The 22,437-nt window shown below is 62.7% G+C and carries 22 protein-coding genes; 10 read left to right on the top strand and 12 right to left on the bottom strand.

Features of this window, described 5'->3' with window-relative positions:
• Positions 1 to 242: 242 nt before the first annotated feature.
• The 5 genes from phnC (at position 243) to V6L75_RS18145 (ending at position 5,004) form a co-directional block, all read left to right on the top strand.
• On the top strand, positions 243 to 1,079 hold the full coding sequence (gene phnC, locus V6L75_RS18165) for a phosphonate ABC transporter ATP-binding protein (RefSeq protein ID WP_334252891.1): 837 nt from the start codon (positions 243 to 245) through the stop codon (positions 1,077 to 1,079).
• A gap of 64 nt (positions 1,080 to 1,143) precedes the next feature.
• Positions 1,144 to 2,043 carry a phosphonate ABC transporter substrate-binding protein gene (phnD, locus tag V6L75_RS18160; protein WP_334252890.1) on the top strand — a complete coding sequence of 300 codons (900 nt, stop codon included), beginning with the start codon at positions 1,144 to 1,146 and terminating at the stop codon, positions 2,041 to 2,043.
• Positions 2,044 to 2,120: 77 nt separating this feature from the next.
• Positions 2,121 to 2,999: a phosphonate ABC transporter, permease protein PhnE gene (gene phnE, locus V6L75_RS18155; RefSeq protein ID WP_334252889.1), complete on the top strand. Its 879-nt coding sequence runs from the start codon at positions 2,121 to 2,123 to the stop codon at positions 2,997 to 2,999.
• A gap of 1 nt (position 3,000) precedes the next feature.
• Positions 3,001 to 4,332, top strand: coding sequence for a phosphonate ABC transporter, permease protein PhnE (gene phnE, locus V6L75_RS18150; RefSeq protein WP_334252888.1), 1,332 nt, complete (start codon positions 3,001 to 3,003; stop codon positions 4,330 to 4,332).
• A 54-nt stretch (positions 4,333 to 4,386) separates the two neighbouring features.
• Positions 4,387 to 5,004, top strand: a complete 618-nt coding sequence (locus tag V6L75_RS18145; protein ID WP_334252887.1) for an LbetaH domain-containing protein — start codon at positions 4,387 to 4,389, stop codon at positions 5,002 to 5,004.
• A gap of 106 nt (positions 5,005 to 5,110) precedes the next feature.
• Here the strand turns inward: V6L75_RS18145 and V6L75_RS18140 are convergent, their stop codons facing one another.
• Complete coding sequence (locus tag V6L75_RS18140; RefSeq protein WP_334252886.1) at positions 5,111 to 5,638, bottom strand: GNAT family N-acetyltransferase; 528 nt, start codon at positions 5,636 to 5,638, stop codon at positions 5,111 to 5,113.
• 88 nt (positions 5,639 to 5,726) lie between these two features.
• Here V6L75_RS18140 and V6L75_RS18135 point away from each other — a divergent pair, with 88 nt between their 5' ends.
• Positions 5,727 to 6,653 carry a LysR family transcriptional regulator gene (locus V6L75_RS18135; RefSeq protein ID WP_334252885.1) on the top strand — a complete coding sequence of 309 codons (927 nt, stop codon included), beginning with the start codon at positions 5,727 to 5,729 and terminating at the stop codon, positions 6,651 to 6,653.
• Positions 6,654 to 6,754: 101 nt separating this feature from the next.
• Positions 6,755 to 8,560 carry a translation elongation factor 4 gene (gene lepA, locus V6L75_RS18130; RefSeq protein WP_334252884.1) on the top strand — a complete coding sequence of 602 codons (1,806 nt, stop codon included), beginning with the start codon at positions 6,755 to 6,757 and terminating at the stop codon, positions 8,558 to 8,560.
• A gap of 190 nt (positions 8,561 to 8,750) precedes the next feature.
• Here lepA and V6L75_RS18125 read toward each other — a convergent pair whose 3' ends face one another.
• The 9 genes from V6L75_RS18125 to uxaC form a co-directional block, all read right to left on the bottom strand.
• On the bottom strand, positions 8,751 to 10,274 hold the full coding sequence (locus V6L75_RS18125; RefSeq protein WP_334252882.1) for a UxaA family hydrolase: 1,524 nt from the start codon (positions 10,272 to 10,274) through the stop codon (positions 8,751 to 8,753).
• A gap of 12 nt (positions 10,275 to 10,286) precedes the next feature.
• On the bottom strand, positions 10,287 to 11,708 hold the full coding sequence (locus V6L75_RS18120) for a mannitol dehydrogenase family protein (protein WP_334252881.1): 1,422 nt from the start codon (positions 11,706 to 11,708) through the stop codon (positions 10,287 to 10,289).
• Positions 11,698 to 12,438 (bottom strand): 2-dehydro-3-deoxy-D-gluconate 5-dehydrogenase KduD, encoded by a 741-nt coding sequence (gene kduD, locus V6L75_RS18115; RefSeq protein ID WP_334252880.1) that lies wholly within the window; start codon positions 12,436 to 12,438, stop codon positions 11,698 to 11,700. The genes V6L75_RS18120 and kduD overlap by 11 nt, the downstream gene beginning before the upstream one ends.
• Positions 12,435 to 13,259, bottom strand: a complete 825-nt coding sequence (gene kduI, locus V6L75_RS18110) for a 5-dehydro-4-deoxy-D-glucuronate isomerase (protein ID WP_334252879.1) — start codon at positions 13,257 to 13,259, stop codon at positions 12,435 to 12,437. The genes kduD and kduI overlap by 4 nt, the downstream gene beginning before the upstream one ends.
• A 27-nt stretch (positions 13,260 to 13,286) precedes the next feature.
• On the bottom strand, positions 13,287 to 13,601 hold the full coding sequence (locus V6L75_RS18105; protein ID WP_334252878.1) for a cupin domain-containing protein: 315 nt from the start codon (positions 13,599 to 13,601) through the stop codon (positions 13,287 to 13,289).
• Positions 13,602 to 13,614: 13 nt separating this feature from the next.
• Positions 13,615 to 14,895 (bottom strand): TRAP transporter large permease, encoded by a 1,281-nt coding sequence (locus V6L75_RS18100; RefSeq protein ID WP_334252877.1) that lies wholly within the window; start codon positions 14,893 to 14,895, stop codon positions 13,615 to 13,617.
• Between the two features lies 1 nt (position 14,896).
• Positions 14,897 to 15,409: a TRAP transporter small permease gene (locus V6L75_RS18095; RefSeq protein ID WP_334252876.1), complete on the bottom strand. Its 513-nt coding sequence runs from the start codon at positions 15,407 to 15,409 to the stop codon at positions 14,897 to 14,899.
• A 75-nt stretch (positions 15,410 to 15,484) separates the two neighbouring features.
• A complete protein-coding gene (locus V6L75_RS18090; RefSeq protein WP_334252875.1) occupies positions 15,485 to 16,465 on the bottom strand; it encodes a TRAP transporter substrate-binding protein in 981 nt (326 codons plus the stop codon).
• A 30-nt stretch (positions 16,466 to 16,495) separates the two neighbouring features.
• Positions 16,496 to 17,905 carry a glucuronate isomerase gene (gene uxaC / locus V6L75_RS18085; RefSeq protein WP_334252874.1) on the bottom strand — a complete coding sequence of 470 codons (1,410 nt, stop codon included), beginning with the start codon at positions 17,903 to 17,905 and terminating at the stop codon, positions 16,496 to 16,498.
• A gap of 104 nt (positions 17,906 to 18,009) precedes the next feature.
• Between uxaC and V6L75_RS18080 the strand changes: the two genes are divergently transcribed.
• Positions 18,010 to 18,717 (top strand): GntR family transcriptional regulator, encoded by a 708-nt coding sequence (locus V6L75_RS18080; RefSeq protein ID WP_334252873.1) that lies wholly within the window; start codon positions 18,010 to 18,012, stop codon positions 18,715 to 18,717.
• A gap of 330 nt (positions 18,718 to 19,047) precedes the next feature.
• Here V6L75_RS18080 and V6L75_RS18075 read toward each other — a convergent pair whose 3' ends face one another.
• A complete protein-coding gene (locus V6L75_RS18075; protein ID WP_334252872.1) occupies positions 19,048 to 20,484 on the bottom strand; it encodes a helix-turn-helix domain-containing protein in 1,437 nt (478 codons plus the stop codon).
• 161 nt (positions 20,485 to 20,645) lie between these two features.
• Between V6L75_RS18075 and V6L75_RS18070 the strand changes: the two genes are divergently transcribed.
• The gene (locus tag V6L75_RS18070) at positions 20,646 to 20,939 is read left to right on the top strand and encodes a response regulator transcription factor (RefSeq protein WP_334252871.1); all 294 of its coding nucleotides are present in this window, start codon (positions 20,646 to 20,648) and stop codon (positions 20,937 to 20,939) included.
• Between the two features lie 41 nt (positions 20,940 to 20,980).
• On the opposite strand, the gene V6L75_RS18065 is transcribed toward V6L75_RS18070, so the two are convergent.
• Positions 20,981 to 21,982: a helix-turn-helix transcriptional regulator gene (locus tag V6L75_RS18065; RefSeq protein WP_334252870.1), complete on the bottom strand. Its 1,002-nt coding sequence runs from the start codon at positions 21,980 to 21,982 to the stop codon at positions 20,981 to 20,983.
• Positions 21,983 to 22,124: 142 nt separating this feature from the next.
• Between V6L75_RS18065 and V6L75_RS18060 the strand changes: the two genes are divergently transcribed.
• The gene (locus tag V6L75_RS18060) at positions 22,125 to 22,355 is read left to right on the top strand and encodes a YjiS-like domain-containing protein (RefSeq protein ID WP_334252869.1); all 231 of its coding nucleotides are present in this window, start codon (positions 22,125 to 22,127) and stop codon (positions 22,353 to 22,355) included.
• Positions 22,356 to 22,437: the final 82 nt, after the last annotated feature.

Below are 22,437 nucleotides of genomic sequence, written 5' to 3'. Positions count from 1 at the left end.
CCCGGCCTTCTCCTGAAGGCCGGGATTTTTGTTAACGCTTGAAAGCCTTCAGGACTGCATGCGGCTGGGAAGATATTTAGCCGAAGAATAAAATCTATCGAATTTCTTTCTTTGTTTCAGCCTGTTAATGCAGATCGCCGTCAAAATTTATCAAGTTAAATCTATTCGCATGATCTTCATGCTTCCTACAAGAAACTGTCACACAGGGGCACTAGGTTACGCCGAGCAAAAAGGGGTGGCCAATGCTGGAAGTCAGGGAAGTTACACGTCTGTTCGGTCAGAAGGCAGCCGTGAACCGGATCAGTTTCGAGATCACCGGTCCTGCTTTCGTCGGCATCATCGGCCGGTCCGGGGCGGGCAAGTCGACTTTCCTGCGGATGATGAACCGCCTGACGGATGCCACCGCCGGCGAAATCCTGGTTGAAGGCCGCAACATCCTGGCGCTGAAGGGGGCTGCCTCGCGGGCTTGGCAGTCTCAGTGCGCCATGATCTTCCAGCAGTTCAATCTGGTGCCCCGTATGGATGTGGCCTCCAACGTGCTGCACGGCATCCTGAACCGCCGCTCGACGATGCAGACGCTTTTCAGCCTCTGGTCCCGCGCTGACATTCTCAAGGCGCTCGAAATTCTGGACCGGCTTGGCATTGCCGAGCAGGCGCCGAAGCGGGCGGAGGCTCTCTCCGGCGGCCAGCAGCAGCGCGTCGCCATTGCCCGCGCCCTGATGCAGGATCCGAAGATCATTCTGGCTGACGAGCCGATCGCCAGCCTTGATCCGATGAATGCGCAGATCGTCATGGACACGTTGAAGAAGATCAACGTGGAAGACGGCCGCATGGTGATTGCCAACCTGCACACGCTCGACACCGCGCGGCGCTACTGCGACCGGGTGATCGGCATGCGCGACGGCGAAGTGGTGTTTGACGGCACGGCGGACGAGCTGACGACCAGCGTTGCCCGCGAGATTTACGGAGCCGATGACAGCTTCAACGAAGCTGCCACCTCCACAAGCATTCCGGTGGATGCGAAGGCTGAAGATCCCGCGTGGTCCCAGCCTGCCTACGCCGCCGCGATGGTGTCCTGACGGTCCCGGTCTGGATCCGGACCCAAGCTGGTCCAGGCCTCTATTCTGTGAAAATGGAGTTCTCATGAAGAAGCTGCTTCTGGCGACTGCCCTCTCGCTTGCCTGCACCACCGTTGCCGGTGCGCAGGAAAAGATCACCCAGTTCAACATCGGCATTCTCGGCGGCGAAAACGCTCAGGACCGCATGACCTCGAACGAGTGCTTCCGCGTCAAGGTGGAAGAAGCCCTCGGCGTGCCGGTCAAGCTCTTCACCCCGGCTGACTATGACGGCGTGATCCAGGGCATGCTCGGCGGCTCGATCGACTTCGCCGGCCTCGGTGCGTCCGGTTATGCGAAGATCTACCTGACCAACCCTGAAGCTGTTGAGCCGGTTCTGACGAAGCAGAACATGGACGGCTCCACCGGCTACTACTCGATCGGTTTTGCCCGCAAGGACAGCGGCATCACCTCGATCGAGCAGGCCAAGGGCAAGCGCTTTGCCTTCGCCGATCCGAACTCCACCTCTGGCTACCTGGTCCCGGGCGCTGAGCTGCAGGACACCTATGGCAAGCTCGACCAGTACTTCGGCGAAGTGAAGTTCTCCGGCGGCCATGAGCAGTCCATCGTTGGCGTTGCCAACGGCGACTTCGACGCCGCCGTGAGCTGGGCTGACGGCCTTGGCAACTGGGAAGACGGCTACAACTCCGGCGCCTTCCGCAAGGCTTCCGACGCCGGCATCGTGGACATGAACGATCTCGTCGAGATCTGGAAGTCCAAGCTGATCCCGGAAGGCCCCTACGTGATCCGCAAGGCCCTGCCGGCCGACGTGAAGGCCAAGGTCACTGCCATTGCCGACACCATCTGGCAGGATGACCCCAAGTGCGCCTATGCACTGTCCCATGGCGAAGCCAAGGACCTGGTTCCGGTGACCCATGATGCCTACCTCGGCATCATCGCTGCCCGCAAGCTGCAGGAAGCCAAGTAAGCCTTCCGCATATCCATGCCGGGCTCCAGCAATGGAGCCCGGCACTCGCATTTTTCAGGGCACTATTTCAGGGCACCATGACCAATCTCGCGTATGGAGCTGATGGCGGCAGCCGCAAGGGCGTTGCCCCGCATCATGAAGCCTATCTGGAGATGACGCGGCGCAAGCGCCTATATGGCGGCGTGCTGCTGCTCTTCTTCATCATGCTGTTTTCGTCCGGCTGGATCATGGCCGACGGGCGCAATGCCGGCGGCTTCTGGAACGGTCTGTCGCAGGTCTTTGATTTCCCGTCCGAAGTGCTCTCTGAAGCCTGGGCCAAACGGGCGGTCTTGCCCGGTCTGATGGCCGGTCATTTTGCCTCCTTGATCGAAACGGTGAACATCGCGGCCACGGCGACGCTTATGGGCGCGCTGGCCGCCATGCTGCTGGCCCTCCTGGCCACCCGCAGCCTTGCCCGCTGGCCACGCCTTGTGCCGCTGTTCCGCCGGATGATGGATGCCCTGCGCGCCATTCCGGAGATCGTCGTGGCGCTGGTGCTCGTGTTCATTCTCGGCGGCGGCCCCGTACCGGCCGTCATCGCCATCGCCCTGCATACGGCAGGCGCGCTTGGCAAGCTCTTCTCGGAAGTGGCGGAAAACGCCGATCTGAAGCCGGTCGAAGGCCTCGCCTCCGTAGGCGCCTCCTGGACGCAGAAGATGTGGCTCGGCGTCATCCCGCAGGTGTCACCAAACTGGCTCTCCTATGCGCTGATGCGCTTCGAGATCAACGTCCGCGCCTCCGCCATTCTGGGCTTCGTCGGCTCGGGCGGCATCGGCTATGACCTGAAGATCGCCATGCAATGGGGGCAGGGCCGCTACGACGAGGTGGTGGCCATCTTCCTGATGCTCTTCGTCACAATCGTGCTGATCGACCGGCTGTCGGACCATGCCCGTCACAGGCTGGTGAAAGGACACTGACATGGCCACCATGGACATGCCGCAGACGGCGGACCTCAACAGCACCATCCTCACCCGCTTCCGCAACCGCCGCATCGCTGCCTTCGCGGTGCCGGGGCTGATCCTGGCTTATCTCGCCTATGCCGTCTTTTCCTTCGATCTGGCTGGCCTTGCGCAGCGGGCAAGGCTGGATAATGCGGCCATCCTTCTGGCGGACTTCTGGTCCTACAAGGTGCATGTGACGCGCGACAACCGCAACGGCGGTCTGACTGTCGCTGTCGAAGGTGAAAACAAGGGCGCCTATCCGGAGGGCATGCTGCCGGACTGGGTGACGAGCGACGGCACCACGACCGTGGTTGATCTGGGCGAAGGCCACATCGTCACCTATGACGCGGCGGGTGCGCGTTATGATGTGCCGGGTTATGGGCTGATCGATATCAAGCCGGAAGGTAACAGCCTGAAGCTGACGGCCCCGCAGCCACTGCCGGATTGGATCAACGCTTCGGATTCCCGCGTATCCATCACGACGGAGGCCGGGCGCTTTGCCTACACCCGCTCCAAGGTGGATACCTTCCGTTACTTCCCTGGCTGGGAGCTGTTCTTCTTTACCCTCGACAGCCCCTTCTACGGTAAGGGCCCGCTGGAGCTGATGAACCTGGCGCTCTGGGGTGAGAGGGTCAATCCGGAACTGGCCAATGCGTCTGCCATGCTGCATGACTTCTGGACCAACCGCATGTGGCGGCATGGCGATGTGATGTGGGCCATATTCGAGACCATTCTGATGGCCTTCCTCGGCACGGCTGGTTCTGCGCTGATCGCCTTTCCGCTCAGCTTCCTTGCCGCGCGCAATTTCAATCCGCTGGGGCCGCTCCGCTTTGCTGCCCGCCGCGTGTTCGACTTCATCCGCGGCGTGGATGGTCTCATCTGGACCATCATTCTGTCCCGCGCCTTCGGCCCCGGCCCGATGACCGGTGCCCTCGCAATCATGATCACGGACACGGGCAGCTTCGGCAAGCTCTTCTCAGAAGCGCTGGAAAACATCGACGAGAAGCAGGTGGAGGGCGTGCGCTCCACCGGTGCAAATGCGGTGCAGCGCGCCCGCTTCGGCGTCATCCCGCAGGTGATGCCGGTGCTGCTCAGCCAGGCGCTCTACTTCCTTGAATCCAACACCCGCAGTGCCACGGTCATCGGCGCCATTGTCGGCGGCGGCATCGGCCTGCTGCTGACGCAGGCCATCCAGACCCAGCGCGACTGGGAAGAGGTGGCCTATTACATGACGCTGATCGTGCTGATGGTGATGGCCATGGACAGCCTGTCCGGCTGGCTGCGCAAGAAGCTGATCAAGGGCGAATGAACCGGGGCGATTAAGAAAGGCTGCCCACCCGGGCGGCCCGGAACTGACTAAATCATGCCGAAGCTTTCCGCAGCCGAGCCCTTTCTCCATCCAGGCGCACAGGTGGTCAACTCCTCCTTTGGCGCCTATTGCGAAGTAGGTAAGGACAGCCGGATCACGAACTCCACCTTCTGTGACTATGCCTATTGCGACCAGATGGCCGACATTGCCAATACGGAGCTGGGCAAATTCGCGAATGTGGCGGCCATGACACGGATCGGGCCAACCGATCACCCGATGGACCACGCCAGCCTGCACCACTTCCTCTACCGCTCCAGCTATTATTGGGAGGAGGAGGCAGATGACGCGGAATTCTTCGCAAGGCGCGCGTCGCGGCGCACGGTCATCGGCCCCGACACCTGGATCGGGCACGGCGCCATCATCAAGCCGGATGTGACCATCGGCGCCGGTGCCATTGTCGCTGCCGGAGCTGTGGTGACCAAGGATGTGGCGCCCTACACCATCGTTGCAGGTGTTACCGCGACAGTGCTTCGGCTCCGTTTTGCTGCCGCAACGGCGGAACGGCTGCTGCAGCTTGCCTGGTGGGACTGGGACCACGAGCGCCTGCGTCTCGCACTTCCTGACTTCCGCCAGATGAAGGCGGAAGCCTTTCTGGAAAAATACGGCGGCTGATGGTTCTTGCCTGAGGGGTTAGACCGTCCGCCTGCCTCTGTCCTTGCATCAGGCGCCGCGCGGACTTGAGCACCTCTCGATGCGCCGTGTCTATCGATAGCCGGTATCAGACCGCAGAACCGGCAGGCGGTGCAGGCTGGTCTGACAGAACCTTGACCACAAAGATCAGGTCCATCCACTGGCCGAACTTGAAGCCGATCTGCGGCAGGCGGCCTGTTTCGGTGAAGCCGAAACGGCTATGCAGTGCAAGGGAGGCGGCATTGTCCGCATCCACTGCGCCCACCAGTGCATGCAGCCCGGCGGCCTTTGCCCGCTCGATCAGATCCGCCAGAAGCGCCTTTCCGGTGCCTTTGCCCTGCGCCGCCTTGCTGACATAGATCGAGTGCTCCATGGTCAGATTGTAGCCTTCCTTGGCACGGAAGGGGCCGTAACTGGCGTAGCCCAGCAACCCGCCATCCTCATCAATGGCGACGATTACCGGCAGGCCTGCCGCCTGCCGTCCCTCCAGCCATCTGCGCCTGTCTTCCAGCGTGTCGAGGCGGTCGGTCCAGATGGCCCGAAGCTCCCGCACGGCGGTGTTGTGGATGTCGAGCAGGGCAGGCAGATCTTCGGGGGTGGCGGGGCGCAGGTGCATGAGTGGGGTTCCGGATTGCATTAGATTTCTGGTTTCTATACCCTCTGAATACAAAAGAAATTATCCGATCCATAAGAAAACTCAATCGATGGACTTTGATCAGCTGCGCACTTTCGACCGTGTTGTGCGTGATGGCAGCTTCACACGGGCCGCCGCCCGGCTCAACGTCACGCAGGCCACGGTTTCCATGCGTATCAAGGCGCTGGAAGATGCGGTGGGCGGGGCATTGTTCCTGCGCGGGCGCAATGTGCGCCTGACGGATGTGGGCATTAGCTTCCTGCCCTATTGCCGGCGCATGCTGGGGGTGATGCAGGAGGCGCGCGAGGCGCTCAAGCGCGCCGAGCGCGGCCGTGTCGCCATCGGTACGCTCAGCACAATGATCATGCCGCTGGTTAGCCGCGCGCTGCTGCGGTTTCAGCGCCGTCATGCCGGGGTGGATGTGATCGTGCGCGATGGCCGCCACACACATGTGGCCACCATGCTGCATGAGCGCGAGGTGGATCTGGCCGTCATGTGCTGGCCCAATATCGATCCGCTGCTGACCCATCTGGAGCCACTGTTCGTGCTGCGCGAAGATCTGCCGCTGGTGGCGGCCCCCGCCGTGGCAGAGCGGATCGGCGAGGCGCCGGACATGCTGGAGGCCCTGCGCCTTGCGCCGCGCTTCCTCAATCTGCGCTGGTGGCAGATCGCTCCGGCACGGATGACATCGCTGACCCTCGCCGCTCCCGCCTGTGTGGAGCTTCCCACCGAGCCGGGGCGCTATCTGGTGGAGGCAGGCGAGGGGATCGGCTTCTTTGTCCGCTCGTCTGTCGAGGCATCGCTGGCGGCGGGGCGTCTCGTCGAAATCCGTCCCGCGGATTTCGAGCCTTTGACCCGTGACATTGCGCTGGTGGTTCAGTCACGCAAATCACTCGAGCAGGAAATGCTGCTCGACTTTGCTCTCGAAATTGCAGACGAAGCAGCCCGGTTTGGCACCATCCTGCGCCGCGATTTGCCGCCCCGCCCCGGGATTTGAGTCAAGTCTTCGCATCAGGGTTAAAAAATACGCCGGAAACCCATGCTCCAACCGCTGCAATCCCCTTTGCGGAAGCCAATTGGAGTGGTAAACGGGCAAGCATGACGAGCCAGCCCATTTCCAATATTCGCAACTTCTCCATCGTGGCCCATATCGACCACGGCAAGTCCACACTTGCAGACCGTCTCATCCAGATGACGGGCACGCTGACGGACCGGGAGATGACCGAGCAGGTTCTTGACTCGATGGACATCGAGCGGGAACGCGGCATCACGATCAAGGCGCAGACCGTGCGCCTCGTCTACAATGCCAAGGACGGGCAGCAATATATCCTGAACCTGATCGACACGCCGGGCCACGTGGACTTCGCCTATGAAGTCTCGCGCTCGCTTGCGGCCTGCGAGGGCTCGCTGCTGGTGGTCGATGCCAGCCAGGGCGTGGAAGCCCAGACGCTGGCCAACGTCTATCAGGCCATCGACAACAACCACGAGATCGTCACCGTCCTCAACAAGATCGACCTGCCCGCCGCCGAGCCGGACCGGGTGAAGGAGCAGATCGAGGAAGTGATCGGCATCGATGCCACCGATGCGGTGATGATCTCCGCCAAGACCGGCCTTGGCATCGAGGACGTGCTGGAAGCCATCGTCAACCGTCTTCCGGCGCCGAAGGGCGACAAAGACGGGCCGCTGAAGGCCATGCTGGTGGACAGCTGGTACGATCCCTATCTGGGCGTGATGGTGCTGGTGCGCATCATCGACGGCACGCTGAAGCGCGGCCAGCGCATCCGCATGATGGGCACGAATGCGTCCTATGAAGTGGACCGCGTCGGCGTGATGACGCCGAAGTTCCTGCAGGTGGACCAGATCGGACCGGGCGAGATTGGCGTTCTGACCGGCTCGATCAAGGAAGTGGCCGACACCCGCGTGGGTGACACGATCACCGACGAGCGCAAGCCCTGCGCCGAGGCGCTGCCGGGCTTCAAGCCGGCGCAGCCGGTGGTGTTCTGCGGTCTCTTCCCGGTGGATGCGGGGGACTTTGAGGATCTGCGCGCTGCTGTTGGCAAGCTGCGCCTCAACGACGCCAGCTTCTCCTTCGAGATGGAAACCTCTGCGGCGCTGGGCTTCGGCTTCCGCTGCGGCTTCCTTGGCCTCTTGCATCTGGAAATCATCCAGGAGCGCCTGTCGCGCGAGTTCGACCTCGACCTCATCGCCACGGCGCCTTCAGTGGTCTACCAGATGACCCTGACCGATGGCTCGGAAGTGGATCTGCACAACCCGGCGGACATGCCGGATGTGGTCAAGATCCAGGAGATCCGCGAGCCGTGGATCCGCGCCAACATCATGACGCCGGACGAATATCTCGGCTCCATCCTGAAGCTGTGCCAGGAACGGCGCGGCGTGCAGGTGGATCTGGCCTATGTGGGCTCGCGTGCCATGGTCACTTACGACCTGCCGCTGAACGAAGTCGTCTTCGACTTCTACGACCGCCTCAAGTCCATCTCCAAGGGCTATGCCTCCTTCGACTATTCCTTGTCGGATTACCGCGAGGGTGACCTCGTGAAGATGTCGATCCTCGTCAACGAGGAGCCGGTCGACGCGCTGTCTATGCTGATCCACCGCTCTCAAGCCGAGCGCCGTGGCCGCGCCATGTGCGAGAAGCTGAAGGATCTGATCCCGCGGCACATGTTCAAGATCCCGATCCAGGCCGCCATCGGAGCCCGTGTGATCGCCCGCGAAACCCTCGCCGCCCTGCGCAAGGACGTGACCGCCAAGTGCTATGGCGGCGACGCGACCCGCAAGCGCAAACTTCTGGAAAAGCAGAAGGAAGGCAAGAAGCGGATGCGCCAGTTCGGCAAGGTCGAGATCCCGCAGGAAGCCTTCATCAAGGCCCTCAAGATGGACGAATAAAACAAATACCCGGCGGGTCGTCCCCGCCGGGTATTTCAGTCTGCAAAAGATCTGCCGGGGCATGGCGCCAGCGCCATGCCTTTTTTATTGTACCAAGGCTTTCGACGCTGGCGCATCACGCCCTGAAAATGCTCAAGCGCCGCACGGGCTTGACCAACTCTCGATAAGTCCAGCTCATCGAGAGTTCGTATTACATCACTGCGCCGACCTGCCAGGGCACAAATTCGTTGTCGCCGAGGCCAAGGGCTTCGGACTTGGACTTCTGGCCCGAGGCGACAGCGAGGATCATGTCGAGGATTTCCTCGCCCTTGGCATCAAGGCTGATGCCCTTGGACAGAACGTCCCCGGTGTTCAGGTCCATGTCTTCCGGCATGGCATTGAACAGGATGTCGTTGGTGGCCACCTTGATGGTGGGCGCAGGCTTGGAGCCGAAGGCAGAGCCGCGGCCCGTGGTGAAGACCACCAGCTGTGCGCCGCCCGCAATCTGGCCCGTCGCTGACACGGGATCATAGCCGGGGGTGTCCATGAAGACGAGGCCGGGTTCCGTGACCTGTGCGGCATAGTCGTAGAAGGCGGTCAGCGGCGTAGAGCCCGCCTTGGCGACAGCCCCCAGCGACTTTTCCAGAATGGTCGTCAGCCCGCCCGCCTTGTTGCCGGGGCTCGGGTTGTTGTCCATGCTGCCGCCGTTCATCTCGGTATAATGCTCCCACCAGCGGATGCAGCTGATGAGATCATCCGCCACCTTCTGCGAGGCAGCGCGGCGCAGCAGAAGCTGTTCGGCACCGTAGATTTCCGGCGTTTCCGACAGGATCACCGTGCCGCCAAGGCCGACAATCATGTCCGAAGCCTTGCCAAGGGCCGGGTTTGCGGTGATGCCGGACAGGCCGTCCGAGCCGCCGCACTGCAAGCCGATGCGCAGGGCCGAGACAGGGCATGGCTGGCGCTGTGCCTTGTTTACCTCGGGCAGGATCTCCAGCACCTTGGCCTTGATGGCCGCTATGGTGGCACGGGTGCCGCCGGTTTCCTGGATGGTCAGGCTGTGGAAGTGGTCCGCGCCTTCTGCCCCGAAGGTGTGCTTCATGCGGGCGATCTGCATCACCTCGCAGCCGAGGCCGACAAAGACGGCCGCGCCCACGTTGGGATGGGTGGCGTGGCCCCACAGCACGCGCTGCAGGATGTCAAAGCCGCGCCCCTCGGAGGCCATGCCGCAGCCGGTGCCATGGGCAAAGGCGACGATGCCGTCCACATTCGGATAGTTGTCGAGCGCGCCGGAGTTTTCCAGCTCGAAGGCAGCCCGGCGGATCACGGTGGCAGAGCAGTTCACCGTGGCGCAGAGGGCGATGAAATTGCGGGTGCCCACCCGGCCATCCTTGCGCAGATAGCCGTCAAAGGTACGCGGAGCGGGCGAGGGCACGGCGGCCTTCGCCCGTTCCAGATCGGCACCAGTCTGATACTGCTGATCGTGGTCCCCGAAGGCGCAATTGTGGGTGTGCACGTGCTCCCCGGCGGCAATGTCCTTGCTGGCCCGGCCAATGATCTGGCCGAACTTGAAGATCTCCGCTCCTGTGGGGATTGCGCTCAATGCCACCTTGTGGCCCGGCGTGAGGGGTGTGGCGAGAGCCACACCCAGCCCGAGAGGATCGCTGCCTGCGGCAAGACGCTCCTTCACGATACCCACATTGTCGCCGGGATGAAGAACGATCAGCTGGCTCATGGCTTGCCTCGGTTACAGGGACTGCACGGACTTGCGGGCGCCCTGGCTCAGCAGCAGGCCAAGCGCCTCTGCCACCGGGGCCTGCAGCTGGCTGGCAAGGGCCGGATCAAAGATCTCGCGCACGCCCAGAAGAGCGGCTGCCTTGCCTTCCGCCGTGGCGGCGCTGTCGAAGAGTTCACGCAGACGTGCCGCCAGCGGGTCCTTCACCTCGATCGGCGCGCCCGCCTCGTCCACACCGCCCACATAGCGCATCCATGCGGCCACGGCGAGCATCAGGCGCGGGCTGCTGCGGCCGGCCTTCAGGTTCTCGCCAAGAGTGGAGAGAATGCGCTGCGGCAGTTTCTGGCTGCCGTCCATGGCGATCTGCCAGGTGAGGTGGCGGATACCGGTGTTGGCAAAGCGGGCCTTGAGGGCGGCCGCATAACCGGCAAGATCTACGCCCGGAGGCGGGGTCAGGGCGGGGATGATCTCCTCGCTCCACAGGCGGGTGACGAAACCGGCCAGAGCTTCATCGGCCATGGTGTCGGCAATCGTCTTGTGGCCGGAGAGGTAACCCAGATAGGCGAGCGAGGAATGCGCGCCGTTCAGCATGCGCAGCTTCATGTGCTCGTAGACGGCAACGTCGGACACCAGCTCGACGCCAACGGCGCCAAGGTCCGGGCGCTCGCCGCCCACGAAGTCATCCTCGACCACCCACTGGCGGAACGGCTCATGCACCACGAGGCCGTCTTCATTGCGGCCGGTGACGGCGGACAGGCGCTCGATGTCTTCCGGCTTGGTCGCCGGGACGATGCGGTCCACCATGGTGGAGGGGAAGCGGCCTTCGCGCTCGATCCAGTCCGCAAGGGCCGGGTCAATGAGGCGGGCAAGATCCAGCACCACGCCGCGCACCACCTTGCCGTTGTGGGGCAGGTTATCGCAGGTCATGACGGTGAAGGGGGCAAGGCCAGCGGCAAAGCGGCGCTGCAGGGCGCGCACCAGATAGCCCGGCGCGGAGACGGGCAGGGCGTTCGCCAGATCCTTCTGGATATCCGGATGAGACTGGTTCAGGCGGCCGGTGCTCGGCTCGTGGCAATAGCCCTTTTCGGTGACCGTCAGGGTAACGATCTTCACATCGGGGCTGGCCATGGCTGCAAGCACGGCTTCCGGGCTTTCCGGGGCGACCAGCACATCGCGGATGATGCGCACGTCGCGGCGGGTCTCCCCATCGGGGCCCAGTTCCACGGCGGTGTATTCGAAATTACGCGGCGCCATACGGTCGCGCGTCGTGGGGCTCTGCAGCGAAACGCCGGCGATGGCCCAGTCGCCGCCGGAGCGGGCAACGGCTTCCTCGATGAAAATGGCACCATGGGCACGGTAGAAGGCACCAAGCCCCAGGTGGACGATGCCCACCTTGGCATTCACGACACGTTCGATTTCCAGATCAGCGGGCAAGCCAGCCTCCGTCAACATTCAGCACTGCACCATGGATGTAATTGGCGGCCGGAGAGGCAAGGAATACGGCGGCTTCGCCGATGTCCGATGCCTGGCCCCAGCGGCCGGCAGGGATACGCTCAAGGATGGCCTTGTTGCGCACCGGGTCCGCCCGCAGTGCTTCGGTATTGTTCGTTTCGATGTAACCGGGGGCGATGGCGTTCACATTGATGCCCTTCGCCGCCCATTCGTTGGCCAGAAGCTTGGTGATGCCTGCAACACCATGCTTCGAGGCCGTGTAGGACGGCACCCGGATACCACCCTGGAATGACAGGAGCGAGGCAATGTTGACGATCTTGCCATTTCCTCCACGGCCAAGAACGGCCCTGCCGAAGGCCTGGCAGGTGAAGAACACGGCCTTCAGGTTCACGTCCATCACCTCATCCCAGTCGGCCTCGGTGAAATCCACCGCATCGGCACGCCGGATGATGCCCGCGTTGTTGACGAGAATGTCCACCGGTTCGGCGGCAAAGACATCACGGGCGGCCATCGGGTCGGCGAAGTCGAGCACCATCTCCCGCGCCTTGCCCTTGCTGCCAGCAATGAGGCCAACGGTTTCTGCGCAGGACGAGCGTCCCGCGCAGATGACCTCTGCGCCCGCGCGGCCAAGCGCTGCTGCGATGGCCTGACCGATGCCCGTATTGGCACCGGTCACCAGGGCGGTCTTGCCCTCAAGCGAAAAGGGGTTCACCGCAGATCCTCCATGGCGACCATTTCCACGTCCTTGTAATCGACGTTGTCGCCGGCCATGGCCCAGATGAAGGTGTAGCTGCCGGTGCCTGCGCCGCAGTGGATGGACCAGGGCGGTGAGACCACCGCATCCTCGTTCTTCATCACCAGATGGCGGGTTTCCTGCGGCTCGCCCATGAAGTGGAACACGCGCTGCTCCGGCTTCATGTCGAAGTAGAGATAGGCTTCCATGCGCCGGTCATGCACGTGAGCGGGCATGGTGTTCCAGACCGAGCCGTTGTGCAGCTGGGTGTAGCCGACGACGAGCTGGCAGGAGGTCATCACCGCCGGATGCACGAACTGGTAGATGGTGCGGTCGTTGGAGGTCTCTGCCGAGCCGAGCTTCACCTTCTCTGCTTCGCCGATGCGGATCAGGCGGGCCGGGTAGGCAGCGTGTGCGGGGGCGGAGAGAATGTAGAAGCGGCCTTCGCCTTCGAAGGTCACCTTGCCGGATCCCATCGGCAGATAGAGCACGTCGCCGCGCTCCATGGCATAGGTCTCGCCCGCAGCGGAGACCTTGCCACTGGCGCCGACGTTGACGACAGCCATCTCGCGGCGGTCGAGGATGCTGGCGGTGCCGCATTCCTTGACCTGATCCAGCACCAGCGGCGCGCCCGAGGGCACGGCAGCGCCGACGATCATGCGGTCATAGTGGGTGTAGACGAGACGGATTTCACCGGCGGCAAACAGGCTGCCCATGTGGAAATGCTTGCGCAGCTCTTCCGTGTCCATCCGCTTTGCGGTCTGCGGATCAATGGCGTGGCGGGTTTCGACGGTCAGCATGGAAAGGGTCCTTCCTTGGCTTGCAAATCAGAGAAAATCATCACGGCGGGGCGTGAAGGTGTCGATCAGAGTGCCGGGCTCAAGGCAGCGGCAGCCGTGTATGGCCATGGAGGGGATGACGAAACTGTCGCCCGGCCCCACCTCGATCTCCTTGCCGTCAACCTGAAACAGGAACCGGCCGCTTTCCACATAGGTGGACTGGATGTGCGGGTGGTTGTGCAGTTTGCCCTCCGCCCCCTCGTGGCCGAAGCGGAAGGCAACGACCATAAGCTCAGGGCTTTCAGACAGAACCTGGCGTGTGACGCCAGGATCTGCCGGGACAGCGGGATAGGTCTTCAGCATGGGACAACCAGCCTCAATGGAAGAGTGAAGGGAGCCAGAGCGACAGTGCAGGCACGTATGTGACCAGCATCAGCACGGCGAGAGCAGCCCCGTAGAAGGGCCAGATGGTCTTGATCGCATCCCAGACGGAGATCCGCCCCACGGCACAGCCGACAAAGAGCACGGCGCCCACCGGCGGTGTGCACAGGCCGATGCCAAGGTTGAGGATCAGGATCACGCCGAAATGCACCGGATCGACACCAAAGGCGGTGGCCACCGGCAGGAAGATCGGCGTTGTGATGACGATCAGCGGCGACATGTCCATGAACGTGCCGAGGAACAGCAGGGCAACGTTGATCAGCAGCAGGATGACGATGGGATTATCGGAGATGCCGCGCAGCAGCGCGACCATTTCCGCCGGCACCTTCAGGAAGGCCATCAGCCAGCCGAAGGAGGCCGCGCAGCCGATGACCAGCAGCACCATGGCCGTGGTGCGCACCGCCGCAAAGGTAGAGGCGGTGAAGTTCTCCCATGTCATCGTCCGGTAGGCCAGAACCGTCACCACCAGCGCATAGACGGCGGCAATACAGGAGCTTTCAGAAGCGGTGAAGACGCCAGAGCGCACGCCGAAGAAGATGATGCCGATGAGCAGCAGTCCCGGAATGGCATTGGCAAAGAGCCAGCCAAGGGCCGCCCAGCCGGGGAAGCTTTCCGTCGGATAGCCGCGGCTGCGCGCCACCCACCACGCCGCCATCATCAGCCCGAGTGCCAGCGCAAAACCTGGGATTATGCCTGCCGTAAACAGATCGGCGATGGAGATGCGCCCGCCCGCCGAGATCGAATAGATGATCATGTTGTGCGAGGGCGGGATCATCAGGGCGATGATCGAGGACACGACGGTGACATTGACCGCATAGTCGACGCCGTAGCCGCGTTCCTTCATCTGCGGGATCATCAGCCCGCCGATGGCAGATGCATCCGCTGCCGCCGAGCCTGAAATGCCGCCAAACATGACGGAAGCTGCGATGTTCACCTGGCCGAGGCCGCCACGCATGTGCCCGACGGCTGCCCCCGCAAGGGCAACGAGGCGCCGGGCGATATCGCCGCGCACCATCAGTTCACCGGCAAAGATGAAGAAGGGGATGGCCATCAGCGCGAAGACGGAAACGCCCGAATTGAGCCGCTGGAACACGATCACCGGCGGCATGCCGAGGTAGAGCACTGTCAGCAGCGACGAGATGCCGAGACAGAAGGCCACCGGCGTACCGATGAGAAGAAGAACGGCAAAAGAGCCGAAAAGAACCCAGAGTTCCATCTCACGCCTCCTGCATGTCGGTTTCGCCGAAGCGTGAGGTTGGCAGGCCTGCTGCACGGCGCGCGATGCGCTCAAGCGAGAACAGGAAGACGAGGACGCCGCCGCCGACCAGCGGCATGAAGTCATAGGCTCCTGAAATGCCCAGCGAGGGCAGTTTCACATCCCATGCAGACAGAGCAAGCTGCAGCCCGTACCAGAACATGCCAGCCCCGAAGAGGGCGACCAGTGCATCCGATACGGTGTAGAGCGCCAGCTTGACTTTTTCCGGGATGACATAAAGCAGCACATCGAAGCTGAGGTGATAGCCCTCGCGGATGCCGACCGCCGCTCCAAAGAAGATGAACCAGCCCATGAGAATGACGGCGAGCGGTTCGCTCCAGATGAGGCTGTCGTTCAGAATGTAACGGAAGAATACCTGAGCCGAAATGATGGCGGTCATCAGGACGAGACCGGCGCCAGCCAGCCAGAGAGCGAGGCGAGCGATGAGGCCCAATGCCTGCGCGATTGATTTCATGGTGTCCTGCACCTGACGTCTCCACGCAAAAAGAAGGCCCGTGCCGCAGGGTGCGGCACGGGTTCGGGCTTCACATCACTCGGTTGCCTGAATGCGGGCGACCAGATCCTTCAGCTTGTCGGACGTCACGTGCTTCTCGTAGACCGGCTTCATCGCGTCGATGAAGGGCTGCTTGTCGATGTCCGTGATGATCTTGGCGCCAGCGGCGCGCACCTTTTCCTCGGAGGCCTTTTCACGGGCAGCCCACATCTCGCGCATCAGCGGTACGGAGTCCTTGGCGGCCTGACGGACGGCGGCCTGATCTTCGGCGCTGAGCTTGTCCCAGGATGCCTTGGACATCACCAGAACTTCCGGAACGATCAGATGCTCATCCAGAGTGTAGTAGCCTGCGACCTCGAAATGGCCTGAGGATTCATAGGACGGCCAGTTGTTCTCTGCCCCGTCGATGACGCCGGTCTGGATCGAGGAATAGACCTCGCCATAGGGCATCGGGGTCGCGTTGGCGCCAAGGGCAGACATCATGTCGACGAAGATGTCCGACTGCATGACACGGACCTTCATGCCCTTCAGGTCGTCGATGCTCTCGACTGGCTTCTTGGCATTATAGAAGCTGCGCGAGCCGCCGTCGTAGAAGGCGAGACCGACATAGCCATGCGGCTCGAAAGCCTTGAGGATCTCTTCCCCGATCGGGCCGTCCATCACCTTGTGCATGTGACCGGTCGAGCGGAAGATATAGGGCAGGGACACGACCTTGGTTTCTTCAACAAGGTTGTTGAAGGGGCCCATCGAGACGCGGTTCATGTCGATGACGCCGAACTTCGTCTGCTCGATGGTGTCCTTTTCCTGGCCAAGCTGGGCGGAATGGAACACTTCAACGCAGAGTTTGCCGCCGGTGCGCTCCTCAAGCAGCTTACCCATGGCCTTGACGGCCTCAACGGTCGGGTATCCGTCCGGATGGGTATCAGATGACCGGAGCGTTGTCTCGCAGGCCGTTGCAGCCCCGGTCATCATCACACTTGCCAGCAGTGCGGTCTTCGCAATCTTCATGAATGTCATTTGGTTCTCCTCCCAAGTGAACGGCCCTCCTCAGAGCCGGTAGGCTTGCTTGGCAAGCCTGTAGGACAGGTCATAGGCGACCTCTCCCGCCTCGTCCTGGTCCAGCCGCCCTGTGGCGACCAGATGGGCGAGGTAAGCGCAATCCACGCGCCGGGCCACATCGTGGCGGGCGGGGATGGAACAGAAGGCACGGGTGTCGTCGTTGAAGCCGACGGTATTGTAGAAGCCCGCTGTTTCCGTAACCTGCTGGCGGTAGCGCATCATGCCTTCCGGGCTGTCGAAGAACCACCAGGCGGGGCCCAGCTTCAGGGCCGGGTAAACGCCGGCGAGCGGTGCAAGCTCGCGCGAGTAGGTGGTTTCATCCAGCGTGAAGGCGATGATGGACACATCGTCCCGCATGCCGACCGCATCAAGCAGCGGCTTGAGCGAGCGCACGTAATCGGTGCGGCTCGGAATATCGAAGCCCTTGTCGCGGCCGAAGCTGTTCAACACCGGGCCGGAATGGTTGCGCGAGCTGCCGCAGTGGATCTGCATGACGAGTCCATCGTCAATGCTCATGCGGGCCATTTCGGTCAGCATCTGGCCGCGGAAGGCATCTGCCTCCTCTGCAGTGCATGCGCCGCGCAGCGCCTTGTCGAAAAGATGAGCGGCTTCCGCTTCGCTCAGATTCTCGGTGCGTGCGGTGGCATGGCCATGATCGCTCGAGGTGGCGCCGCCCTGCTCCTTGAAATAGGCGCGGCGGATGCGGTGCGCTTCCAGATAGCCGGACCACGTGGTGGCATCGGTGCCGCACAGCTCGCCCAGCTTCTCTACGGTCTCGGTGAAACCGGCATACTCCGGGTCAACAGCCTGATCGGGGCGGTAGGCGGTGACGACACGGCCCTTCCAGCCGCTTTCGCGGATCATGCGGTGCCACTTCAGGTCGTCCAGTGCGCCTTCCGTAGTGGCGATCACCTCGATGCCGAAGCGCTCGAACAGGGCGCGGGGGCGGAACTCGGGGCGCTGCAGGCAATCAGCGATCTGGTCATAGATCTCGTCCGCCGTTTCGGCCGACAGGCGCTTGGTCACGCCGAACACGTCCTGGAACGCATGATCCAGCCACATGCGCGACGGAGTGGCGCGGAACAGGTGATAGTTGGTGGCAAAGATCTTCCAGATCTTGCGGCCATCAGTCTCGGTCCAGCCGCCGTCAGCGCGTGGCACGCCGAGGCTTTCCAGCTTGATGCCCTGCGAGCAGAGCATGCGGAAGACGTAGTGGTCCGGAGTGACGAAGAGCTGGGCCGGGTCCGGGAACGGATTGTTTTCGGCAAACCAGCGCGGGTCCGTGTGGCCATGCGGGCTGATGATCGGCAGATCCTTCACGCCTTCGTAAAGGCCGCGCGCAATGCTGCGAACACCGGGTTCAACGGGGAACAATCTGTCAGAATCCAGCAGCGCCACGCTTGCTCTCCTCCCGAGTAATGACATAAGCCGGAGAACGGCTCTTTTCTTAGCGTATTTCAGCTAATATGCTAGTATCCAAAAGGAGTCAATGGGAGGACAAAATGCCGGATTCGCTTCACCTGCGAGCGCTTGAGCCCGTCGGAAGGCCACTCGTTGCCGATGCGGTCTTTGAACAGCTGCACCGGCAGATCCTGTCACTTGAGCTGCCACCGGGAGCCAAGATTTCGGAGATTGACGTAGCCAAGGCGATGGGCGTTTCCCGCCAGCCTGTGCGCGATGCCTTCTACCGTTTGTCCAAGCTCGGTTTCCTGCACATCCGGCCGCAGCGGGCCACATCCGTGTCTGTGATTTCCGAGCGCGCCGTCTTCCAGGCCCAGTTCATCCGCACCGCCATTGAGGCGGAAACCGTGCGTGTTGCCTGCGCCCAGCTGACAGAGGCGGACCACCAGGCGCTTGCAGATATCATTGAACAGCAGCGCGAAGCCGTCACTGGCCGGCGGCCGCTGGATTTCCATGCTCTGGACGATCTCTTCCACAAGGAGATCTGTGAACGCTCCGGTCACGCCCATGCCTGGGAGATGATCCGCGAGAACAAGGCTCATATGGACCGGGTGCGGTTTCTGTCGCTCGCCTTTGCCTCACAGGATGCCTTCGACGATCACTGCAAGCTGCTGGAGGCGATCCGCCAGCGCGATGCGGATGCCGCCACCGCCTTGATGCGCAGCCATCTGGCCCGCATCCGCCATCAGCTGGAACGCATCCGCGCCGGTCACATGAAATATTTCGCCCATGAGACGGGGGAGTCTTGAGGCTTCAAGCTAATAATGGAGAGGCCGCAGGGCCCTTACAGGCCCCGGCGCAAGGCCGGGGCGGTGCGGAGGAGGAGCTGTACTGCTTCCCTATGTTGGGCTAACGGCCTTGATTGCCTCTGGAAACAGACAAGATGTCCACGCCGTCCCGGCCTCCGTGCCGGGACCTGTGAGGGACGTGCCGCCTGACGATCAGGTTATCCCGTCCGCAATTCCGGCGGGATAAAACATCGGTGACAGACCCCGGCTCGGGCTCCGCTTCGCCGGGTGACACGGTGCCTGCTGCTAGTGTGTGCTCCACAGTACCGGCCTTTCGCCTCTCCTCCCGCTTCACCGCAATGAAAACGGCACGATACCGCGCGAGTCCCGTTCCACCTGGATCTCCTTGTCGAGAGCGGGGAAGGCCCGCTCCGGGCAGCTGGCGCGCGGGCAGATGCGGCAGTTGATGCCGATCCGGGCCGGATTGACCCGGTCGGTCAGGCCCAGCTCGTCGCCATAGACAAGCATATCCGCATATTTCAGCTCGCAGCCAAGGCCGAGGGCATAGCGCCGCTCGCGCTCGCCGAAGCGGGTGGCTGGCTTGGAGATGCTGCGGGCCAGGCAGAGATATTGCGTGCCATCCGGCATCTCGCCCACCTGCGCCGAGACGCGGCTCTCGTTCAGCTCGAAGGCCTCATGCACATTCCACACCGGGCAGGAGCCGCCGTAGCGGGCAAACTGGAAACGGGTGGCGCTGTGCCGCTTGATGACATTGCCGGCCCGGTCCACTTTCAGAAAATAGAAGGGCACGCCCTTTTCGCCTGACCGCTGCAGACTGGAAAGCCGGTGGCAGATCTGTTCAAGGCTTGCCCCTGTCGTCACCATCAGCCGGTCGAGGTCGTGCCGGTAGGATTTGGCGAGGGACAGGAAGGCGCCGTAAGGCAGCAGCAGGGCACCCGCGAAATAGTTGCGCAAGGCGAGGCGGCAGATTTCCCGTGCCGCCAGCGTCGAGAAACCGGCCTTCTCCACATGACTGGAAATGAGCTTTTCCGCCGTCAGGTCCGCGACGATACAGCCGAGCTGGAATTCCATGGCCGGGCGCGGCAAGCCCCGGTCGAGGGTGACGAGCTTCGCTCTGGCATCGAAGGCGACAATGGCACCATCTGCGGCCTGCCGTTCGGTGATGTCCACCCGCACGCCGTGGGTGTCCCGCAGCCAGGCGCTGAGCCGGCCGAAGCGGTCCGGCGTCCAGGCGAGTCCCAGCTTGCTGGCCAGTTCCTCAGCGCTCACATCCAGCGCATCGACGTAGTTGTCGATGTAGTGGAAATGGTCGCGTACCTGATCATAGGGCGGCGTCATGCGCGGGGCGCGGCCGCTGCTTTCCCCGTGAGCATCGATGGCATCGTCCAGCGAGGCCTGCTGTTCGCTCATGCGCCGGAGGGTGCCGTAGAGATCCAGAAAGGCGCGGGCGAAGTCCGGCGTGTGGGTGGCGACGCTCTTCAGGTCCTGCAACCCGACGCTGCCGTCATGAAAGCGGGTGTCTGCCAGCGCCTCGCCAAGGTCGGCCACCAGCCGGTCAAGGTCGCTTGCCTCGAAACTGGCAAGATCGGCGCCGAACTCGCGGCTGACAGCGATCAGCACGGAGGCGGAAACCGGGCGGATGTTGCTCTCCAGCTGGTTGACATAGGAAGGCGACAGATCCAGCCGGCTGGCGAAGGCCACCTGCGTGAGACCTGCCCGTTCGCGAAGCTTGCGCAACACGTGTCCGGCAAAAAGCTTTCTGGCCATCAGTTTCTCAAATTGCGAAGATTTTACAGTTTAACATAACACACTTTTGCATATCGCAGAAGGCCCGCCAAATGGCTATGGTCCCTTCATCACAAAGGCCCGGGAGGAGGTGGCTGCCTGGGAGGCGCCGCCGGACGGGTCTGAAACGAAAGGGAGCGAACATGCTGGATCAAGTCGTGGAGAGCTGGCACCACCCGGTCGAACTGCATCCGGTGATGCCGATGCCTGTTGCCGGGTTGACGGTTTCGCAGGAGCGGGTGGCCCTCCTGACCGAGCGCCAGAAGGACGTGATGCGGATGCTGGCCGACGGTCTCATCAACAAGCAGATCGCCCACCGCCTTGATATCAGCGTCGCCACGGTCAAGACGCACATTGCCGCTGCCGTCCGGCGCATGCGCGCCAAGAACCGCATCCATGCGGTCGCGATGCTCATCCGCGCTGAATCCGGCTGCTGAGCCTGCCGGGCAAACATCTTCTGGGAGGAAGCCGCCGCTCATCACTGATGGGCCGCGGACATCGCGGCGAGTTCCGCCGCGAAAAGAGGCCGGAGGGCGCTGGGCTCAATGAGCTCGGCGCCCGGGCCCAGCCAGCGCAGCAGCGGGAACAGCCGGGCCTGCGTTGTGTCCGTCAGGGTGATTCTCACCTTGCCATTTCCCGCCGGTGAAAAGACCGCGTGGCGGTAGTACCAGTCGCGCGCAAGTGTGCGGGCCTGTTCCTCATTTACCAGTATGACGCCATGCGGGTCTTCCGACTGCCAGCGCCGCACGGCGCGTGACAGCCATGCGCCATTCAACAGCGCCTGTACGGAGAATTCCTTGGGTGGGCGGAAGCGCAGGCCACTCACCTCCATGTTCAAGATACGGTCGGCCCGGTAGATCCTGAGGTCATCTGCCTCGACTGAGCGCCCAGCCAGATACCACAGGTCCCGGTCAAAGATGACGCCCAGCGGCTCCACCTCATGGGCCCGTGGCTCCTGCCGGCTCGGGTTACGGTGCTCGAAGCGCACGCGCCGGCCTTCCAGAAGCCCTTCCATGAACCGGTCCAGCGCTTCCTGCCAGCCTGCATTCGGCTCGATCGAGGGCGAATCATGAAAGATGTCCGGCGGCAGCGGTTCAACACCGACGATTCGCTCGCCGTTGGTCAGCAGCTCCTGCGCCGGGCGGGGCAGGGAGGCGATGAGCTTACGCTCCGCCGTCTCCAGATCGGCGGCCAATGGTGTGGTGCGCAGGCCGCGCGCCACTGAGAGCACGATCAGCAGCGCTGCTGTCTCGCGGCGCGTCAGGGCAACAGGGGGCTGTATATAACCTTTTGCAAGCCGGTATCCGCCTTCCGCCCCGCGCTCGGCCTCTACCGGAACACCCAGAGCAATCAGCCGGTCCACATCCCGGTAGATGGTGCGCAGCGACACCTGAAACCGCTCGGACAGAGCCGTTGCCGTCACCAGCTTGCCGCTGCCAAGCAGCAAGAGGATGCCCAGGGCGCGTTCGATCGGGTTCATCGGGGCCTGCCGGTTCTCAGGAAACAAAAAAGAATCAGAATGAGAACATAACAGGATCAAACCTGACTCGCAGCTGTCAGGATTGGGCTGGCATCCTTCTTTTTACGGGCCCTGCAGGAGGGGCTTGAAAGGAGGCAGGATCATGAATGGAAATGGCACGTCAGACCGCAAGGCATCCGCAGCATCAGGGCTTCTGCCATTTCTGGCAAGCCTTCTGGCACAGACCGGGAACTGGCTCCACGAGGAGCGCCTGCGCCGCAGACGGCGGCGGAATATCGCTCACTTGGACGAGCGGCTGCTCAAGGATGTCGGGCTCACCCCATCGGGGCACTGGATCGAGCCGCGTTCCAAAAAGCACAGGGGCGTCAAATGACGCCCCTGCAAAACTCAACCCTGTTGCGCAGCCCTTCGGGCCACCCGGAGTCTTTTATCTGCGTGGCCGTTCAGGCCACCCA

Origin of the sequence: Pannonibacter anstelovis (genome assembly GCF_036881715.1) — a bacterium.
Lineage (GTDB): Bacteria > Pseudomonadota > Alphaproteobacteria > Rhizobiales > Stappiaceae > Pannonibacter > Pannonibacter anstelovis.
The sequence above is the reverse complement of the archived record's forward strand: the minus strand, read 5'-3'. Positions and strand labels throughout refer to the sequence as shown.

Coding starts and splice junctions, on each gene's coding strand:
- V6L75_RS18100 (WP_334252877.1), bottom strand. CDS start 14,895: ATGGAACTCTGGGTTCTTTTCGGCTCTTTTGCCGTTCTTCTTCTCATC.
- phnE (WP_334252888.1), top strand. CDS start 3,001: ATGGCCACCATGGACATGCCGCAGACGGCGGACCTCAACAGCACCATC.
- V6L75_RS18090 (WP_334252875.1), bottom strand. CDS start 16,465: ATGACATTCATGAAGATTGCGAAGACCGCACTGCTGGCAAGTGTGATG.
- V6L75_RS18140 (WP_334252886.1), bottom strand. CDS start 5,638: ATGCACCTGCGCCCCGCCACCCCCGAAGATCTGCCTGCCCTGCTCGAC.
- V6L75_RS18095 (WP_334252876.1), bottom strand. CDS start 15,409: ATGAAATCAATCGCGCAGGCATTGGGCCTCATCGCTCGCCTCGCTCTC.
- V6L75_RS18065 (WP_334252870.1), bottom strand. CDS start 21,982: ATGAACCCGATCGAACGCGCCCTGGGCATCCTCTTGCTGCTTGGCAGC.
- V6L75_RS18125 (WP_334252882.1), bottom strand. CDS start 10,274: ATGAGCCAGCTGATCGTTCTTCATCCCGGCGACAATGTGGGTATCGTG.
- phnE (WP_334252889.1), top strand. CDS start 2,121: ATGACCAATCTCGCGTATGGAGCTGATGGCGGCAGCCGCAAGGGCGTT.
- V6L75_RS18070 (WP_334252871.1), top strand. CDS start 20,646: ATGCTGGATCAAGTCGTGGAGAGCTGGCACCACCCGGTCGAACTGCAT.
- V6L75_RS18105 (WP_334252878.1), bottom strand. CDS start 13,601: ATGCTGAAGACCTATCCCGCTGTCCCGGCAGATCCTGGCGTCACACGC.
- V6L75_RS18060 (WP_334252869.1), top strand. CDS start 22,125: ATGAATGGAAATGGCACGTCAGACCGCAAGGCATCCGCAGCATCAGGG.
- phnC (WP_334252891.1), top strand. CDS start 243: ATGCTGGAAGTCAGGGAAGTTACACGTCTGTTCGGTCAGAAGGCAGCC.
- V6L75_RS18075 (WP_334252872.1), bottom strand. CDS start 20,484: ATGGCCAGAAAGCTTTTTGCCGGACACGTGTTGCGCAAGCTTCGCGAA.
- lepA (WP_334252884.1), top strand. CDS start 6,755: ATGACGAGCCAGCCCATTTCCAATATTCGCAACTTCTCCATCGTGGCC.
- V6L75_RS18080 (WP_334252873.1), top strand. CDS start 18,010: ATGCCGGATTCGCTTCACCTGCGAGCGCTTGAGCCCGTCGGAAGGCCA.
- kduI (WP_334252879.1), bottom strand. CDS start 13,259: ATGCTGACCGTCGAAACCCGCCACGCCATTGATCCGCAGACCGCAAAG.
- V6L75_RS18145 (WP_334252887.1), top strand. CDS start 4,387: ATGCCGAAGCTTTCCGCAGCCGAGCCCTTTCTCCATCCAGGCGCACAG.
- V6L75_RS18135 (WP_334252885.1), top strand. CDS start 5,727: ATGGACTTTGATCAGCTGCGCACTTTCGACCGTGTTGTGCGTGATGGC.
- phnD (WP_334252890.1), top strand. CDS start 1,144: ATGAAGAAGCTGCTTCTGGCGACTGCCCTCTCGCTTGCCTGCACCACC.